At 60.3% G+C, this 16,957-nt stretch carries 16 protein-coding genes; 6 read left to right on the top strand and 10 right to left on the bottom strand.

The window, feature by feature from the left end:
- Positions 1 to 3: 3 nt before the first annotated feature.
- Positions 4 to 312, bottom strand: coding sequence for a hypothetical protein (locus M2394_RS15665; RefSeq protein WP_259173087.1), 309 nt, complete (start codon positions 310 to 312; stop codon positions 4 to 6).
- A gap of 137 nt (positions 313 to 449) precedes the next feature.
- Between M2394_RS15665 and M2394_RS15670 the strand changes: the two genes are divergently transcribed.
- Positions 450 to 1,166, top strand: a complete 717-nt coding sequence (locus M2394_RS15670) for a 4'-phosphopantetheinyl transferase (RefSeq protein WP_259173088.1) — start codon at positions 450 to 452, stop codon at positions 1,164 to 1,166.
- Between the two features lie 98 nt (positions 1,167 to 1,264).
- On the opposite strand, the gene M2394_RS15675 is transcribed toward M2394_RS15670, so the two are convergent.
- Together M2394_RS15675 and M2394_RS15680 are read right to left on the bottom strand one after the other, a co-directional pair.
- A complete protein-coding gene (locus M2394_RS15675; protein WP_259173089.1) occupies positions 1,265 to 2,875 on the bottom strand; it encodes an ATP-binding protein in 1,611 nt (536 codons plus the stop codon).
- On the bottom strand, positions 2,872 to 3,588 hold the full coding sequence (locus M2394_RS15680) for a response regulator (protein ID WP_178925524.1): 717 nt from the start codon (positions 3,586 to 3,588) through the stop codon (positions 2,872 to 2,874). Before M2394_RS15680 ends, M2394_RS15675 begins: the two co-directional genes overlap by 4 nt.
- A 762-nt stretch (positions 3,589 to 4,350) precedes the next feature.
- Here M2394_RS15680 and M2394_RS15685 point away from each other — a divergent pair.
- On the top strand, positions 4,351 to 7,248 hold the full coding sequence (locus M2394_RS15685) for a ribonucleoside-diphosphate reductase subunit alpha (RefSeq protein WP_178925522.1): 2,898 nt from the start codon (positions 4,351 to 4,353) through the stop codon (positions 7,246 to 7,248).
- Between the two features lie 328 nt (positions 7,249 to 7,576).
- Here M2394_RS15685 and flgE read toward each other — a convergent pair whose 3' ends face one another.
- The 6 genes from flgE to M2394_RS15715 form a co-directional block, all read right to left on the bottom strand.
- Positions 7,577 to 8,893 carry a flagellar hook protein FlgE gene (gene flgE / locus M2394_RS15690; RefSeq protein WP_178925520.1) on the bottom strand — a complete coding sequence of 439 codons (1,317 nt, stop codon included), beginning with the start codon at positions 8,891 to 8,893 and terminating at the stop codon, positions 7,577 to 7,579.
- A gap of 31 nt (positions 8,894 to 8,924) precedes the next feature.
- Positions 8,925 to 9,653, bottom strand: coding sequence for a flagellar hook assembly protein FlgD (flgD, locus tag M2394_RS15695; RefSeq protein WP_178925518.1), 729 nt, complete (start codon positions 9,651 to 9,653; stop codon positions 8,925 to 8,927).
- Between the two features lie 16 nt (positions 9,654 to 9,669).
- Positions 9,670 to 10,113 (bottom strand): flagellar basal body rod protein FlgC, encoded by a 444-nt coding sequence (flgC, locus tag M2394_RS15700; protein ID WP_016973698.1) that lies wholly within the window; start codon positions 10,111 to 10,113, stop codon positions 9,670 to 9,672.
- A gap of 3 nt (positions 10,114 to 10,116) precedes the next feature.
- Positions 10,117 to 10,524 carry a flagellar basal body rod protein FlgB gene (gene flgB / locus M2394_RS15705; RefSeq protein WP_178925516.1) on the bottom strand — a complete coding sequence of 136 codons (408 nt, stop codon included), beginning with the start codon at positions 10,522 to 10,524 and terminating at the stop codon, positions 10,117 to 10,119.
- A 307-nt stretch (positions 10,525 to 10,831) separates the two neighbouring features.
- Entirely contained in the window at positions 10,832 to 11,659 is an 828-nt protein-coding gene (gene cheR / locus M2394_RS15710) for a protein-glutamate O-methyltransferase CheR (protein ID WP_178925514.1), read from the bottom strand.
- 42 nt (positions 11,660 to 11,701) lie between these two features.
- The gene (locus tag M2394_RS15715) at positions 11,702 to 12,634 is read right to left on the bottom strand and encodes a chemotaxis protein CheV (RefSeq protein WP_178925512.1); all 933 of its coding nucleotides are present in this window, start codon (positions 12,632 to 12,634) and stop codon (positions 11,702 to 11,704) included.
- Between the two features lie 80 nt (positions 12,635 to 12,714).
- Here M2394_RS15715 and flgA point away from each other — a divergent pair, with 80 nt between their 5' ends.
- From flgA to M2394_RS15735, 4 genes are all read left to right on the top strand, one after another.
- On the top strand, positions 12,715 to 13,479 hold the full coding sequence (gene flgA / locus M2394_RS15720; RefSeq protein ID WP_259173092.1) for a flagellar basal body P-ring formation chaperone FlgA: 765 nt from the start codon (positions 12,715 to 12,717) through the stop codon (positions 13,477 to 13,479).
- Between the two features lie 141 nt (positions 13,480 to 13,620).
- The gene (flgM, locus tag M2394_RS15725; protein WP_176997946.1) at positions 13,621 to 13,944 is read left to right on the top strand and encodes a flagellar biosynthesis anti-sigma factor FlgM; all 324 of its coding nucleotides are present in this window, start codon (positions 13,621 to 13,623) and stop codon (positions 13,942 to 13,944) included.
- A 48-nt stretch (positions 13,945 to 13,992) separates the two neighbouring features.
- Positions 13,993 to 14,463 (top strand): flagella synthesis protein FlgN, encoded by a 471-nt coding sequence (locus M2394_RS15730; RefSeq protein WP_176997947.1) that lies wholly within the window; start codon positions 13,993 to 13,995, stop codon positions 14,461 to 14,463.
- Positions 14,464 to 14,559: 96 nt separating this feature from the next.
- A complete protein-coding gene (locus M2394_RS15735; protein WP_178925508.1) occupies positions 14,560 to 15,309 on the top strand; it encodes a flagellar brake protein in 750 nt (249 codons plus the stop codon).
- A 59-nt stretch (positions 15,310 to 15,368) separates the two neighbouring features.
- On the opposite strand, the gene M2394_RS15740 is transcribed toward M2394_RS15735, so the two are convergent.
- Complete coding sequence (locus M2394_RS15740) at positions 15,369 to 16,754, bottom strand: MFS transporter (protein WP_259173093.1); 1,386 nt, start codon at positions 16,752 to 16,754, stop codon at positions 15,369 to 15,371.
- Between the last annotated feature and the right edge of the window lie 203 nt (positions 16,755 to 16,957).

A 16,957-nucleotide genomic window follows, 5' to 3' on the forward strand; every position in this document is an offset into this window, starting at 1 on the left:
GATTCAACTGTCCGACAGAGGGATATCATAGCGGCCCTGCAGGTCTTGCGGGCGCAGTTTAATGCCATTGTATTGGCCCGTCAGGTGTTCATAACCGGTACGGTAGGCCGGTTGCGGCGTGACGAGGCCCAGGGACTGGCCCCACGGCGCGGCCTGGCTGCCCGCTTCTTCAAAGCTGACACGCTGGATCAACGTGCTGGATTTCTTGGTTTTCTCGCTACCGAATGCCGCAAAGGCGCCATCGGACGCCTGGACGCCAGCAGTGGCACTGAGCATGGATAACGCCAACATCAGCTTTTTGATCGCAGTCATGGGGCTTACCTCTACGCGTTTTGGCTGTAGGGCCAGACTACGCAGGCGCCCCTGAACTCCCCCTGAACGGGCTCTGAACCGGGCCTGAACCGCTGCGGGCTATCCTCTGGCGCGCCAACTGAAGCAAAATACCGCCCATGACGCCCCTACCCGCTTGCTGCACCCCACTCGACGCCCATTGGCCGCTGCCCGACCCTTTGCCGGGTACGGTGTTCCTCAGCACCCGCTTCGACCCCACCCTGCTCGCGCAGGGCGACTTCCTGCGCTGCGCCGTGCCGCCCCCGGCCAGCATCCAGCGCTCGGTGGCAAAGCGCCAGGCCGAATTCCTCGCCGGCCGCCTGTGCGCCCGCGCAGCGCTGCAACAGCTTGATCAGCTGGACTGCGTGCCCGCCATCGGCGACGACCGCGCGCCGGTCTGGCCGGCGCATATCAGCGGCTCCATCACCCACAGCACCGGGCATGCGGCAGCGATTGTCGGGCACAAGGCGCAGTGGCGCGGGCTGGGGATGGACTTGGAAAATGTGCTGAGCCTGGAACGGGCGGAGCGCCTGGCCGGGGAAATCCTCACGGTTGATGAGCTGCAACGCATGGCCAACGCGCCGCGTGAGCAGATTGCTTTAGGGGTGACACTGACGTTTTCAGTAAAGGAGAGTTTGTTCAAGGCGCTCTACCCTATCGTGCAGAAACGCTTTTACTTTGAGCATGCCGAGGTGGTGGAGTGGTCGGAGGATGGCCGGGTGCGGTTGCGGCTACTGACGGACTTGTCCGAAGAATGGTGCCATGGCAAGGAATTGGTGGGGCAGTTTGCGGTGGACGGGGAGCAGTTGTTGAGTTTGGTGGCTGTGGGCGCCTGATAGAGTGCTTTCGCGAGCAAGCCCGCTCCCACATTCGACCGAGTTCCAGCGTTGGAATGCAGTCAACTGTGGGAGCGGGCTTGCTCGCGAAAGCAGTATCAAGTTTTATCCTGATCCCGCGGCCAACTCAGGCTGAAGCACGCCCCACCCAAATTGTTGCTCTTGCCTATCAACGCCCTTCCGCCATGCCAATAAATGATCCGCCGCACAATCGACAGGCCCAGCCCGTGCCCGCCAGAGGCCCGCGTGCGGCTGTCGTCCAGGCGTAGGAACGGCGTGAAGATGCGCTCCCATGCGCTTTCCGGCACGCCGGGGCCGTCGTCTTCCACATCGATGCGGCAACGCACCTGGCCCACCTGATAACTGATCAACACCTGGCCCTGGGCATGACGCATGGCGTTGCTCACCAGGTTCTGCAAGGCGCGGTGCAGGTAACGCGGTTCGGCGTCGACCCACGCGTCATCCCAATGCGCCGATGACAGACAGATACCGCGACTCACCCTGACCTGCGGACGCAGTGGCGATAATTCGCCGATCACCTGATCAAGCAACGCGCTGAGGTCGACGCGCTGGAAATTCAGCTCCGGCGCCCCCTGCTCCAGGCGGGCATAGGTGAGCATTTCATCCACCAGGCCATCGAGGTCCTGGATATCGCTGTCCATGCCTTCCAGGTATTTGCGCCGCGCTTCGGCGGTGGTGGCGTCGCCGACCATCTCCAGGCCGAAGCGCAGGCGGGCTACCGGTGTGCGCAACTCGTGGGACACCGCGCGCACCAATTCGCGCTGGATCGCCAGCAATTGCTGCAAATGCTCGGCCATGCCATTAAAGGCTGCCGCCAGGCGCCCTACCGAATCAGCGCCCCGGGCCGGTACGCGTACTTCCAGGTTGCCCTTGGCAATGCGGGTGGCCGCCGCCTCCAAGCCTCTGAGGCGCCGTTCGAGCTGACGCACCAGTAAATAGACGATCAGGCCAATCAGGGTCAGGCTGATCAGCGCGATCAGGATCAACCATTGCGGCGGGTACGGGTTCATCTGGTACAGCGGGCCGATCTCCAGCACCCACGGCGTGCCGACCATGCCGGCAAACACGCGGATCGAATCGCCGCCCTTGCCCAGGGCCATCACCGTATCGCCCTCCGATACGCGGCGGCGCTGGTCGTCGTCCATGTCAGCCTCATCCAGAGTCATGAGGTGCATGTCAAAACCAAAGCCTTTGGCCTCTTTTATGTCCGCCAGCTTTTGCGGCTGCTCGGCGACGGGAAAGCGCACCAATTCGTCAGCCAGCAAGTAAATAGTGGCGCGGGCCAGTTGCTCGCTGATTTGCTGCACTTCACCGGTGAGCACCCATTGTTCCCCCTCGCTGACCAGACGCAATACCCGCGCCGCATGAGGCCCGGTCTGCTCCACCAGCACCTGTCCACGTTGCAGGCGACTGCGCTGGCTCAGGTCCAGTTGCGCCTCGGCCAGGGGGCGCAATTCCAGAGGAATCCCCAGCAAGCGCTCCCACACCGCCAAGGCGCGCTGGCGCTCGATGGCGCTCATGGGTTGCAGGTTGTCGCCCATCAAGGCAAAGGTGCCGTGGGCCAGGCGCTCGCGGTACTGGCCGCTGCGCACCTCGTTGAGCAGGTGCAAGGCCAGCACACCGAGCAGTGCCACCAGGATCAGCGCGGCGCACATGCCGCCATAGATGCGCAGGAAGATCGAGTTCACAGCGACAGGTCAGCGGCGGCTTCGGGGACGAACAGGTAGCCTTTGCTGCGGATGGTCTTGATCAAGCGTGGATGGATCGGGTCGTCGCCGATCTTGGGCCGGATGCGCGAGATACGCACATCAATGGAGCGGTCCTGGCCGTCATAGCCAATGCCACGCAGGGCGATGAAGATTTCTTCGCGGGAGAGGATGCGCCCGGCATTCGCCACCAGCAGCCACAACAGGTCGAATTCGGCGCTGGTCAATTCGATACCGCCCTCATGCAACCAGGCTTCGCGCAGGGCGTTGTCCACCACCAACGGGCCGAATTGCAGGCGGCGCTGGTTTTCCACGCTGGCCGGTTCGCTGCGCCGCAGCAAAGCCTGGATACGCGCCAGCAACAGGCGTGGGCGCACAGGTTTGCACACGTAGTCGTCGGCGCCCATGTCCAGGCCGAGGACCTGGTCCATGTCGTCGGTGCGCGCGGTCAGCATCAGGATCACCCCGTCGTAGCGTTCGCGCACCTTGCGGCAGATGCTCAAGCCATCTTCCCCGGGCAGCATCAGGTCGAGGATCACCAGGTCCGGCTGTTCGGCGACGATGCGTGCCGCCGCCCGCGCCCCGTCACTTTCCACCGAAACGCGCAGGCCGTTGCTCTCCAGGTAATCCCGGGTCAACTCGGCCAGTCGCTCGTCGTCCTCGACGATCAGTATTTGCCAGGCTTCTTGCTCCACGGGGGCTCCTTGTTTTTATAAGAGATTCTTTCGTGTGGAAGCGAACTCCCACAGGTTTGATCTTCGCCCGGCCTACCTTATTTGTAATGTTTTGAGGGCATAAAGGATGTCGATTGTAGCCACGGGCCAGCCCCCTGACACAAGCCTGGAAATCCATTCGGTGATCGCTTTTTTTTGTGATAGGGTTCGCGCCCTCAAAAATCCAACCGGCTGTTTTTACCTTGGAATATTCAGTGACAAACGGCCGAATCCAGCAGTAGTGCGGCCTACACGGGTGTTCCACGTTTCATACACATTTTACCCACAGCGTTATCCACAGGTAGTGCGTTGCTAAGCCCCCGAAAACGCATTATCTTGTACCTCGGCGCTAAAAAAACCCTACATGTAGGGTTTTAAGCGAAAAACCAAACACAGATCAGACAAGAAATTCAAGCGGTTTCTTGCGCCCGTTTGGTTGAACCAAAGCATTTTTTGAAAGCCCAAACCGCGCACGCGGATGGCAAGCGTTTTCCAGCCCAACGGGCAGAAAACGGTACGGGTGTTGCAGTGCTTGAAGCGGGCAACTGTCACCCACCAGGAATACGGTCAAGGGCTTTTCAGCCCCGAACCGAAGACTTCGGCATGGAAGCGGCGCGAACAGCTCCCTTCCTCCTGTCCCGAAGTTGTTATGCCAGGCCCTTGGCCTGTTGTAAGTGCTTCAGGACGGAACGGTGGGCACCGTGATGGTGCCCAAATAAATATAGAATGTGGAGACAACCCCCCATGCAAACCGACACAACTCGCGAGAACCCGCAAGGCTCCGTGCCGCAGGCCGCCGATTCGAACCTGGATCTGTCCGCCACCGCACCCGGCCAATTGCGAGTGATCAAGCGTAACGGCACTGTCGTTCCTTACACCGATGACAAAATCACCGTCGCCATCACCAAAGCGTTTCTTGCAGTTGAAGGTGGCACCGCTGCTGCCTCGTCGCGCATCCACGACACCGTTGCCCGCCTGACCGAACAAGTCACCGCGACCTTCAAGCGTCGCATGCCGTCGGGCGGCACCATCCACATCGAAGAAATCCAGGACCAGGTAGAACTGGCCCTGATGCGTGCCGGCGAGCAGAAAGTAGCCCGCGACTACGTGATCTACCGCGACTCGCGCGCCAAGGAACGTGCCGTGCGCTCCCCGGCCGAAGAAGCTGCCGTACAAGCTCACCCATCGATCCGCATCACCCTGGCCGACGGCAGCTTTGCTCCGCTGGACCTGGGCCGCCTGAACACCATCATCACCGAGGCCTGCGAAGGCCTGGAAGAAGTCGACGGTGACCTGATCCAGCGCGAAACCCTGAAGAACCTGTACGACGGCGTGGCCCTGACCGACGTCAACACGGCCCTGGTGATGACCGCCCGTACCCTGGTTGAACGCGAGCCGAACTACTCGTTCGTGACCGCGCGCCTGCTGATGGACACCCTGCGTGCCGAAGGCCTGGGCTTCCTGAAAGTCGCCGACAGCGCCACTCACCACGAGATGGCTGACCTGTACGCCAAGGCCCTGCCGGCCTACATCGCCAAGGGTATCGAATTCGAATTGCTGAACCCGGTCCTGGCCACCTTCGACCTGGAAAAACTGGGCAAGGCCATCAACCACGAGCGCGACCAGCAGTTCACCTACCTGGGCCTGCAAACCCTGTACGACCGTTACTTCATCCACAAGGACGGTATCCGCTTCGAACTGCCGCAAGTGTTCTTCATGCGCGTGGCCATGGGCCTGGCGATCGAAGAGAAGCAGAAAGAAGACCGTGCGATCGAGTTCTACAACCTGCTGTCGTCCTTCGACTACATGTCGTCGACCCCGACCCTGTTCAACGCCGGCACCCTGCGTCCACAGCTGTCGAGCTGCTACCTGACCACCGTGCCGGATGACCTGTCGGGCATCTACCACGCGATCCACGACAACGCCATGTTGTCCAAATTCGCCGGCGGCCTGGGCAACGACTGGACACCGGTGCGCGCACTGGGTTCGTACATCAAGGGCACCAACGGCAAGTCCCAGGGCGTTGTGCCGTTCCTGAAAGTGGTGAACGACACTGCTGTAGCCGTGAACCAGGGTGGCAAGCGCAAAGGCGCGGTGTGTGCCTACCTGGAAACCTGGCACATGGACATCGAAGAGTTCATCGAGCTGCGCAAGAACACCGGTGATGATCGTCGTCGTACCCACGACATGAACACCGCCAACTGGATCCCTGACCTGTTCATGAAGCGTGTCTTCGATGACGGCAAGTGGACCCTGTTCTCGCCATCCGAAGTGCCGGACCTGCACGACCTGACCGGTAAAGCCTTCGAAGAGCGCTACGAGTACTACGAAGCCCTCACCGAGTACCCAGGCAAGGTCAAGCTGTTCAAGACCATCCAGGCCAAAGACCTGTGGCGCAAAATGCTGTCCATGCTGTTTGAAACCGGCCACCCATGGCTGACCTTCAAGGACCCGTGCAACCTGCGCAGCCCGCAGCAGCACGTGGGCGTGGTCCACAGCTCGAACCTGTGCACCGAGATCACCTTGAACACCAACAAGGACGAAATCGCCGTTTGCAACCTGGGCTCGATCAACCTGCCGAACCACATCGTCAACGGCCAGTTGGACACCGCCAAGCTGCAACGCACCGTCAACACCGCGGTTCGCATGCTCGATAACGTGATCGACATCAACTACTACTCGGTGCCACAGGCGCAGAACTCCAACTTCAAGCACCGTCCCGTTGGCCTGGGCATCATGGGCTTCCAGGACGCGCTGTACCTGCAGCACATTCCTTACGGTTCGGATGCTGCGGTCGAGTTCGCCGACAAGTCCATGGAAGCGGTCAGCTACTACGCGATCCAGGCGTCCTGCGACCTGGCCGACGAGCGCGGCGCCTACGAGACGTTCCAGGGTTCGCTGTGGTCCAAAGGCATCCTGCCGCTGGATTCGCAACAGATCCTGATCGAAGCCCGTGGCCAGAAGTACATCGACGTTGACCTGAACGAATCCCTGGACTGGGCACCGGTACGTGCCCGTGTGCAGAAAGGCATTCGTAACTCCAACATCATGGCCATCGCACCGACCGCCACCATCGCCAACATCACCGGCGTGTCGCAGTCGATCGAACCGACCTACCAGAACCTGTATGTGAAATCGAACCTGTCGGGCGAATTCACCGTGATCAACCCGTACCTGGTTCGCGACCTGAAAGCCCGTGGCCTGTGGGACTCGGTCATGATCAACGACCTGAAGTACTACGACGGTTCCGTGCAGCAGATCGAGCGCATCCCGCAAGAACTCAAAGAGCTCTACGCGACCGCCTTCGAAGTGGACACCAAGTGGATCGTTGACGCCGCCAGCCGTCGTCAGAAGTGGATCGACCAGGCCCAGTCCCTGAACCTGTACATCGCCGGCGCTTCGGGCAAGAAGCTGGACGTGACCTACCGCATGGCGTGGTACCGTGGCCTGAAAACCACTTACTACCTCCGTGCCCTGGCTGCGACCAGCACCGAGAAGTCGACCATCAACACCGGTAAGCTGAACGCTGTTTCCAGCGGCGGCAACCACGGTGACGACTCGGTTCTCGCCGCTCCAGCCGGTCCGGCCCCTGTGCCTAAGGCCTGCGCGATCGACGAGCCGGATTGCGAAGCTTGCCAATAAGCTGAGCCGGTAGGCGCGTAAAGGCGCCTATCTAAGAACCCCCGCCAAGCCCCCTGGGTTTGCCGGGGGTTTTCTTTTGCCTGGCGATTATCTCTTCCGGGCAGAAGTCCACCTGTAGTGAGCGGGCTTGCCCCGCGCTGGGCGGCGAAGCCGCCCCAACCAGAGCGCCGTGGTGTCTCGGAAAGACCGAGGTGCTTGGGTTTAGGGCGGCTTCGCCCCCCAACGCGGGGCAAGCCCGCTCACTACAAGGTCGCCGATGTCGGCTATGAATATAGCCGCCACAAAAAAGCCCCTCGAGTGAGGGGCTTTTTTGTGGAGCGTTAACTCATCAGGTCATCTGAATGATGGTCTGCATGATGGTGCTCTGGGTGGAGATGGTCTTGGCGTTTGCCTGATAGTTGCTCTGGGCCTTGATCAGGTCCACCAGCTCGTTGGTCAGGTTAACGTTGGAGTTCTCCAGGGAGTTGGCCACGATCGAACCCAGGGTGCCGGCTTGCGGAGTGTCGTAACCCGGCTGGCCCGATGCAAAGGTCTCTCTCCAGGTGGTGCCGCCCGCTGGCTGCAGGCCTTGTTCGTTGTTGAAGCTGGCCAGGGAGATCTGGCCAATGGCCTTGCTCTGCTGGTTGCTGAACGTGGCGAACAGTACGCCGCTGCCGTCGATTTTCAGGCCGGTGATCTGGCCAGTCGCATAACCGTCGGTGGTCGGCGGGTTGCGGTAGGTGGCCGAGTTGTATTGGGTGATGTTGCCCATGTTGATCGCGATGCCGGTAGGGTTGGCAGTCGCACCGTTTGCCTTCCACACACCGTTGGTCACGGTACCCGGCACCCAGCCGGTGATGGTCAGGGTATTACCGGTCACGCCTGTCCCAGCAACACTGGTGAGCTTGCCGGAACCATCAAAGGTCAGCGTCGTCGCAGCAGGTGGCGCAGTGCCTGCGCCTGTGCCCGTTGGCAGTGTGCCGTCCGGGTTACGGCCATCGATCAGCGTGTAGGATTTCCAGACGTTGCTGTCGGTCTTGACCAGGTACTGCACCATCGGGTGAGCGTTACCTTGGTTGTCGTACAAGGTGGTGCTGTATTGGGTGGTGAAAGTACTGGTGTCGCTTGGGTCAAACGGCTTGGTCGTCTGGTTGATCACCGCTTCTGAAGAGTTCAGGTTACTGGTGGAATCCACCTTGGTGGACGCCTTCGGCGGCAGGTTCGACAGGTTCAGTTGCAGGTCGGTCAGGCCGCCCTTGATGATATTGCCATCGGCGTCCGCCGCGTAGCCTTGCAGGCGCGAGGTGCCGGTGTTGTTGGTGATGTAGCCGTCTTTGTCGGCACGGAAGGCACCACTACGGGTGTATTCCAGCGAACCGTCGCTGGCCTTCTGCACGAAGAAGCCGCCGCCCTGGATCGCCATGTCCAGGATGCCGCCACTGTTGTTCACGTCACCCTGGGTGAACTGCTGGGACACAGCCGCCAGGTTCACACCGTTGCCGATGCTGTTCTGGCCGGTGCCCAGTTTGGAGGCCGCGTAGATGTCCGCGAATTCCGCACGGGACGACTTGAAGCCCGTGGTCGCGACGTTGGCGATGTTGTTGCCGGTCACGTCCAGTTGTTTGTTGGCCGCATAGAGGCCGCTCAGGCCGATGTTAAAAGACATGTTTCTCTCCTTCTGCCGTATTTAGCCGGCTCTATGTACCGATAGTCTGAATTTGCGACAGCTTGACGCTGCCCATGCCGCCTGCAAGGTTCAACAGCATTTCGCCGCCGGTCTTGCTCAGCGTCACGCTGGTAACGGTTGCCGGCAGCGAAGTGGCCAAGGCAACCGAGTCACCCTTGTCGTTCTTCGTGGTGGCGGCAAAGGTGTAGGTACCGGCAGGGGCGACTTCGCCCTTGTCGTTCTTGCCATCCCAGATAAAGCTCGCATCGCCAGCGCTCTGGGCACCCATGTCGATGGTGCGCACCACGTTGCCGTCCTTGTCGGTGATCTTCACGGAGACGTTACCCGTCGCCGCCGTCACCGCCACCGAACCGGTCATGCTCTTGCTGGTATCAACCATGGCCTTGTCGGTCTGGGTGATGATCGAACGCCCCACCAGCGACGACGCTTGCAGCGCTTGCGACGAGCTGAAGTTGCTGGAGATCGCGTTCACCGAATCGTTCAGGGTGTTGATCCCTTCCAGGCTGCTGAACTGCGCCAGTTGCGCCACGAACGCGCCGTTGTCCTGAGGCGACAGCGGGTTCTGGTTTTTGAGCTGGGTCACCAGCAGTTGCAGGAATGCGTCCTTGCCCAGCGACTGGTTGCCCGTCGCCGCCTTGGAAGCATCACCGACGCTGCTGTTGTCTGTCGCGGACTTGACCTTCGAGTTGAAAAGGTCCTGAACCGCCGTGTTGGTAGAAGTGGTATCAACAATGGCCATTATTTGGCGCCCCTTATCACTGACCCAGGGTCAGGACCTTCTGCATCATGGTTTTGGCGGTGTTCATCATTTCCGCGTTGGTCTGGAACGAGCGACTGGCAGAGATCATGTCAGCCATCTCCTCGACCACGTTGACGTTCGGGTAGTACACGTAGCCTTTTTCGTTCGCGGCCGGGTGGTTCGGCTCGTAGCGGGCTTCCAGGTTGCTCTGGTCTTCAACCACGCCGAGCACCTGCACGCCTTGGCCGGCGGCATCCTGGTTCTGGAACAGCGAATCGCTGCCGCCGCTCTGGCCGCCCTGGAACATGGTGGCGAACACCGGGTGACGGGCGCGGTAGGTCTGGTCAATGCTCGAAGACACGGTCTCGGCGTTGGCGATGTTACTGGCGACGGTGTTCAAACGCGTGGTCTGCGCGCTCATGCCACTGCCGGCAATATTGAAAACACTGGCTAGGGACATGGCTTACTCTCCACGCAGGGCTGACATCAGCCCTTTGAATTTACTGTTGAGCAGGGTGAAGCTGGCCTGGAAGTTCACCGAGTTCTCGGCGTAGGCCGATTGCTCCAGCTGGGCGTCGACGGTGTTCTGGTCGATCGACGGCTGCATCGGCGTGCGATACAGCAGCGACTCGTCACCATTGCCCAGGCCTTGCGCTTCAATGTGACGGGTATTGGTCACGTTCAAGGCGAAGGTGCCGTTCTTGGTCTTGTCCTGCTGTGCAGCGAGCACGGCGGAGAAGTCCAAATCCCGAGCCTTGTAGTTCGGGGTGTCGGCGTTGGCAATGTTGTTGGCCAAGACTTCAGCACGCTGGGCGCGGAAGCCCAGGGCTTGTTCGTGGATACCGAGCGCTTTATCGAAGCTGATGCTCATGGCGGAAACCTTTAGGCTGACCTGCTTTTCGTAACTGGGTTATAGCAAGGCGCATGCCAATTAACGAAAAGGCCGTAACTCAAGGGTTTGCGAGGGGTTTGCCGGTGGCAATGCCAGAAAAGCGGCAACGGGTTTCCGCGTGGCGCCAGTAAAGCGGCAATGGTGAGTTGCCGCCTTCATTTACCTTGCCGCAAAACAAATGTGGGAGCGGGCTTGCTCGCGAATGCGGCAGGTCAGTCAATTTATATCTGACTGACAAACCGCATTCGCGAGCAAGCCCGCTCCCACATTGTTAACCGCGTAACTCTTACTTGGCCTGGTAGATGATCCCCGGGCTGCACTGCACCATCTGGTAATGATCAGGCAGACCGTTCAGCGCCTCGGAAGCACCGAGGAACAGATAGCCGCCGCGCTTGAGCGTGCCGTGGATGCGCAACAGGATGTCTTTCTTCACTTCGGCCGAGAAGTAGATCAGCACGTTGCGGCAGAACACCATGTCGAACTTGCCCAGGCTGGCGTAGCTGTCGAGCAGGTTGAACGAGCGGAACTCCACCCGGTTCTTGATCGGCGCCTTGACCGCCCAGCGCCCTGCCCCTTTCGGGTCAAAGTAACGCTGCAGGCGTTCCTGGGACAAACCACGGCCCAGGGCCAGGCTGTCGTACTCGCCGGTCTTGCAGTTGGTGAGCATGGTGCCGGACAGGTCGGTGGCAACGATTTGCGCACCGGCCTTCAATTGGCCCATGTTGGTCCGTTCGAACTCGTCGATAGCCATCGAGATCGAGTAAGGCTCCTGCCCCGAGGAGCACGCCGCCGACCAGATGCGCAGGCGCTGGCCCGGGCTGGCCTTGATGGCTTCGGGCAGCACTTTGCTCTTGAGCACCTCGAAGGGGTAGGTATCCCGAAACCACAGGGTTTCGTTGGTGGTCATGGCATCGACCACCATCTCCTTGAGCCCGCTGCGCGGTTGACCCTGGATTCGCTGGACCAGCTCACCCAACGACTTGATGCCCTGCTGTTCCATCAGTTTGTTGAGACGGCTGGATACCAGGTACTGCTTGTTTTCACCGAGCAATATGCCACAGGCTTTTTCCAGGAAGACCCGGAACTGTTCGAAATCCAAATTACCCGTAGACAATGATACCGCCTCTTAAATCGTGTGACCGCCAGGGGAAATCCCCTAGCCGTGATCTGCTGCCTTGATCCGGTCGACTACCCGGGATGCCAGGTCATCAGGGCGGAATTTGGCCAGGAAGTCATCGGCGCCGACCTTCTTGACCATCGCCTGATTGAATACACCCGACAACGAAGTATGCAGGATGATATGTAGTTTTTGCATGCGCGGATCGTTGCGTATCTCGGCCGTGAGTGTGTAGCCGTCCATTTCCGGCATCTCGATGTCGGAAATCATCATCAGGAATTCTTCTTCGGGCTTCTTGCCCTCATCCACCAGCGTGCGCAGGTAATCCAGGGCCTGGCGGCCGTCGTTGAGCGCGACCACTTCCACCCCGACGGTTTGCAGGCAACGAGTGACCTGTTTGCGCGCCACGGAGGAGTCATCCACGGTCAACACCCGCAGCGATACAGCCTTGTGCGCGGTTTCGGCATCGACCACACCCACCGAGATGTTCTCCGAGGTCGGCGCCACTTCGGCGAGGATCTTTTCCACGTCGATGATTTCCACCAACTGGTTGTCGACCCGCGTCACCGCCGTGAGGTAGTGATCGCGGCCGGTGCCCTTGGGCGGCGGATGGATCTCTTCCCAGTTCATGTTGACGATGCGCTCCACCGAGCGCACCAGGAAGCCCTGGGTCTTGGTGTTGTACTCGGTGATGATCACGAACGGGCTCTCACGGTCCTGCAAGCCGGCAGAACCGGTGGCCATGGCCAGGTCAAGAATCGGGATCGTCGCCCCGCGGATGTTGGCAACGCCACACACCACCGGGCTGGACTTGGGCATGATCGTCAGCTTGGGACACTGCAGCACTTCCCGCACCTTGAACACGTTGATGCCATATAGCTGCTTGCCGTCCAGGCGAAAAAGCAACAACTCCAGGCGATTCTGCCCTACCAGCTGTGTGCGCTGGTTTACTGAATCCATTACACCTGCCATGCCCAGACTCCTACGCTAAAACCTAAGGGGTACGACGCGTACCCAACATTAAACGGCACGAGCTTTGCTTTTTATTGGTCATGAACCTTAAAACGACAGTTTCCCGACGCCTTGCTCCGCAGCGACTACGCAGCTTCCTATGTGCGTCGCTGGCATTGCTTGCCATGGGCACAGGGGCCACGGCCCGCGCAGATAACGTCACCTTGCCTGATCTACTTATCGGCGTCACCCAGGGCTTTCTTGAGTTCACTGTAGAAGATTATCTGGCGACCACCCAGACGCCCGGGCGCTACGAAATCCAGGTCAACCAGCTGGACCCCCGCCTGCGCATGCCGGCGTGCGACAAGGAATTGACAGCCACCCTGGAAAGCCCGGCCCAGCCGATTGGCCGCGTGACGGTAAAAGTACGCTGTGAAGGTGCGTCGCCCTGGACGGTGTTCGTGCCGGCGCAGGTCAAGCTGTTCCGTGACGTGGTGGTGGTGACCCGCCCGCTCAAGCGCACCGGCATCATTGGTGACCAGGACGTCGCCCTACGTGAACGGGATATCAGCCTGATCAACCAGGGCTACCTGACTTCGCTGGACCAGGCCATCGGGCAGAAATTGACCCGACCAATGGTCACTGACCAGGTGATAACCCTGGTGCATCTGGAGCAGGCCGAGGTTGTGCGCAAGGGCGACCAAGTGGTCATCTCTGCCAGCAGCGGCGCGCTGAACGTGAAAATGCCCGGGGAGGCGCTGTCCAACGGCGGCATGAGCGAGCAGATCCGCGTGAAAAACCTGAATTCCAACCGCGTGATCAAGGCGCGGGTGACAGCCCCCGGTCAAGTCGAGGTGGCTTTATAGATCACTGGTATCGGACGCCAGCTTTTCCTACACTGTGCGCCAGACGTTCGCGCAAACAGGTTTATTGTCAATCGAGCCTAAAGTTTGTCCGGGTATGGCCGAAAACATGGCAAGCGTCCAAATACCCAGAGGTTTTTTATTATGGTCATTGATTTCAGCCGTTTGAATAACGCCCAGGCTTTGCCCGGTTCTACGCGCACCAGCGGTGCCAAGGACAGCGTAGATGCCAAGTCCCAGCCCCTGCCCGCCAAGGCAGAGCAGGCCGGTGCCAGCCAAAGCGGGGAATCGGTACACCTGAGCAATGAGGCTCAACAGTTGCAGAAGGTCACTGACTCGCTGCGCGATCAACCGGTAGTCAACAAAGCCCGTGTGGCCGAGTTGAAACAGGCGATCGCCGATGGCAGCTATAAAGTCGACAGCAACCGTGTAGCCAGCAAGCTGCTTAACTTCGAAGCCGAGCGCTAGGCAAAGGCCTGCGCAGGGCTTTTGGACGCTTAAAACCCAAGGCCAGCCATGCACCACGACGAACATTTGCTTCAACTGATCATTGACGATCTGGCGCCGACGCAACATTTGCTCGAGCTGCTCAAAGAAGAGTCCCTGGCCTTGTACGGCCGGGACATGCGCTTGCTGGAGGAAATCCTCGCACGCAAGCAGTCGCTGATTGTGCTGCTGGAACAGCATGGCAAGAAGCGCAGCCAGATTCTCATCAGCCTGGGCCTGCCGGCTGATCACGACGGCCTCGCACAGCTGGCCAGTCACTCCTCGGTCGGCGACCAACTGCTGGCACAGAGCAACGCCCTCAATCTATTGCTCGCCCAGTGCCAGGAAGCCAACCTGCTCAACGGTCAGTCGATCCAGCTTCAGCAAGCCACGACCGCCAACCAGTTGCGTATACTCCACGGCGGAGAGCCTCCGGCCCTCTACAACGCCCAAGGCTCCACCTCGCGCCTGGTCAAGCCAAGCACTCGCAGCCAAGCCTGACGCCGGTTTTCAGCGCGCCCTATCCAAGGCGCGCTACATGCTGGCAAAATGCCTGTTCTTGCGTGAAGTCGTATTTTGTCTGGAGATGGAAGAACCGTGTTCAACGCCCTCAATGCGGAAGATGCCCCGCAGCCACCCAAGGTCCTCACCACGCCTCTGGAAATCGCCGGCACTTTGCGGATGCTGCAAGAAAGCCATGATCCGTTGATCATCACTTTCCATGAACGCAGCCAGCGCTTCCAAAGCTACCTGGTGGACGTTGACCGGGACAGCGGGACGCTGGCCCTGGACGAAATGATCCCGCGCGACGGTGAGCGCCACCTCGAAAATGGCGAACCGTTCCGCATCGAGGGTTTCCATGACGGCGTGCGTGTTGCCTGGGAAAGCAAGGGCACCCTGACCGTCAGCGAAAAAGACGGCCATCGCATCTACACCGGCAGTATGCCCGACGAGGTGGTCTACCATCAGCGTCGCAATGCCTTCCGCGCCGCATTGAAGCTGGCCCAACTGGTCAATATCGAATTGGGTGGCGAGAAGCTCAAGGCGCCGATCAGCGGCAAGTTGCTCGACATCTCCGCCACCGGCTGCAAACTGCGCTTTGAAGGCGATATCTCCGAGCGCCTGCAACTGGGCCAGGTCTACGACCGCTTTATCGCGGCCCTGCCCTTTGGCAGCATGACCACCTCAGTAGAGCTGCGTTACCTGCACTTCGAAGAGAAGATCAACACCACCTTTGCCGGCGTGCGTTTCCACAACATGAGCGGCCTGGTGCAGCGCCAGGTTGAGCGCTTCGTGTACCAGTTGCAGCGCGAAGCGCGTCGTTTCGATAAAGACGACGACTTCTAAGCTTTTTCGAGCGCAATAAAAAACGGGCAGATCCTGATGGGATCTGCCCGTTTTTGCTTTCAGGGCCGCGCGCGGCTCAGGTCGTGAGGGTGGTCATCCGGGTCCAGAGGCGGCGGCGGCCCTTCGACAACGGACTCATCCACCACCGGCGCCGGATCGGTTTCGGGCGCGGGATCCACGGGCGTGGCCTGCATCTGTTCCTGCACCACCGCCTCATCCACCCGTGGGTCAAGGCAAGCCACCAGGGGCGAGCTGGACATGCTGTCAGGCATCGCCACGTGGTGCAGCGGCGCGTCGTCCACCTGATGCAAGTTGGTCACCGCCTTCGGCCGGATACGCCACACCAGGATCAACGCACACAGGCTGAAGAACGCATAGAGCATGTGACTGCCAAACAGCTTCATCGCCACACCCGCCAGCAGCGGCCCGATGCTAGCGCCAATGCCGTAGGTCACCAGCAACATGGCGGTCAGCGACACCCGGCGATCACCTTCGACGTGGTCATTGGAAAACGCCACGGCCAGCGGGTACAGGCAGAACTGCACCAGCGAACACAGGAAACCGGCGACGAACAATACCTCCAGCGGCACCTGCGACAGGATCGCCAGGGGCAATGCCGCCACCGCGAGGCACAACGCAAAGCAGCGAATCAGCAAAGCCCGGTCATAGCGGTCCGACAACCAGCCCAACGGCCACTGCACCAGCAGGCCGGCAAAAATACAGCAGCCCATGAACAGGCCGACCTGTTCGGTCGTCAGCCCTTGCTGTGACGCATAGAGCGGCGCCAAACCGTAGAACGAACCCACGATCACCCCTGCTCCCAGCACCGTACTCAGCGACTGCGGTACCCGCTTAATGAAGAAACGCGGCTCCATCGGCGCCGGGTGCAGCGGCGCGGGGTGGATGCGTCGAGTCATGGCCACCGGCACCAGGCACAGGGCAAAGCACACCGCGACCAGCATCAGCAGTTCAAGTCCAAGCTGGGGGTGCATGACCAGAATCAATTGCCCCAGCACCAGGCCCAGGTAGGACGCAATCATGTAGCCACTGAACACTACGCCACGTTGCTTGGCGTCTGCCTGCTCGTTGAGCCAGCTTTCAATGACCATGTACTGGCACATCATCCCCAGACCCACGATCGTACGCAGCACGATCCAGGCCGGCAGCCAGTTGATCAACCCGTGGCCGAGCACCGCCGCACCGACGATGCCGGCACAGGTGGCGTAGGCGCGAATATGCCCGACCCGGGCGATCAGGCGGTGCCCGATCTTGCCGCCCAGCACCAGGCCAAAGTAGTTGGCGGCCATCAACGCACCCACCCACAGGCTGTCGACATGGTCGGCGGCCAGGCGCAGGGCCAGGTAAGTGCTGAGCAGGCCGGAGCCGATCAGCATCATCAAGGAGGCGAAATAAAGGGCTCGAAAAGATTTCCAGATCTGGCGCATCGGCGTTCCGAGCGGCTCCTTGCAGTGAGAGACAGGGCTATCGGCATGATAGTCCGGGGTTGCCGGATCCGGACAGGCGGTATCGGCTGTTTCCGGGGAATTTTTTGCTTAATAGCTCAGACGCTGCTTGATCGCCCGGGAGGTACACCGGTTGCAACAAATACATAGCGCATTGGCTGTGAACCCTGATCGCCCGCAAGGTT

Source organism: Pseudomonas sp. BIGb0164 (assembly GCF_024810135.1).
GTDB lineage: Bacteria > Pseudomonadota > Gammaproteobacteria > Pseudomonadales > Pseudomonadaceae > Aquipseudomonas.

What these genes read in the sequence shown, in the direction of transcription:
- M2394_RS15665 (WP_259173087.1), bottom strand. Translation starts at nt 312, where the DNA reads ATGACTGCGATCAAAAAGCTGATGTTGGCGTTATCCATGCTCAGTGCC.
- M2394_RS15670 (WP_259173088.1), top strand. Translation starts at nt 450, where the DNA reads ATGACGCCCCTACCCGCTTGCTGCACCCCACTCGACGCCCATTGGCCG.
- M2394_RS15685 (WP_178925522.1), top strand. Translation starts at nt 4,351, where the DNA reads ATGCAAACCGACACAACTCGCGAGAACCCGCAAGGCTCCGTGCCGCAG.
- flgE (WP_178925520.1), bottom strand. Translation starts at nt 8,893, where the DNA reads ATGTCTTTTAACATCGGCCTGAGCGGCCTCTATGCGGCCAACAAACAA.
- flgD (WP_178925518.1), bottom strand. Translation starts at nt 9,653, where the DNA reads ATGGCCATTGTTGATACCACTTCTACCAACACGGCGGTTCAGGACCTT.
- flgC (WP_016973698.1), bottom strand. Translation starts at nt 10,113, where the DNA reads ATGTCCCTAGCCAGTGTTTTCAATATTGCCGGCAGTGGCATGAGCGCG.
- flgB (WP_178925516.1), bottom strand. Translation starts at nt 10,524, where the DNA reads ATGAGCATCAGCTTCGATAAAGCGCTCGGTATCCACGAACAAGCCCTG.
- M2394_RS15715 (WP_178925512.1), bottom strand. Translation starts at nt 12,634, where the DNA reads ATGGCAGGTGTAATGGATTCAGTAAACCAGCGCACACAGCTGGTAGGG.
- flgA (WP_259173092.1), top strand. Translation starts at nt 12,715, where the DNA reads ATGAACCTTAAAACGACAGTTTCCCGACGCCTTGCTCCGCAGCGACTA.
- flgM (WP_176997946.1), top strand. Translation starts at nt 13,621, where the DNA reads ATGGTCATTGATTTCAGCCGTTTGAATAACGCCCAGGCTTTGCCCGGT.
- M2394_RS15730 (WP_176997947.1), top strand. Translation starts at nt 13,993, where the DNA reads ATGCACCACGACGAACATTTGCTTCAACTGATCATTGACGATCTGGCG.
- M2394_RS15740 (WP_259173093.1), bottom strand. Translation starts at nt 16,754, where the DNA reads ATGCGCCAGATCTGGAAATCTTTTCGAGCCCTTTATTTCGCCTCCTTG.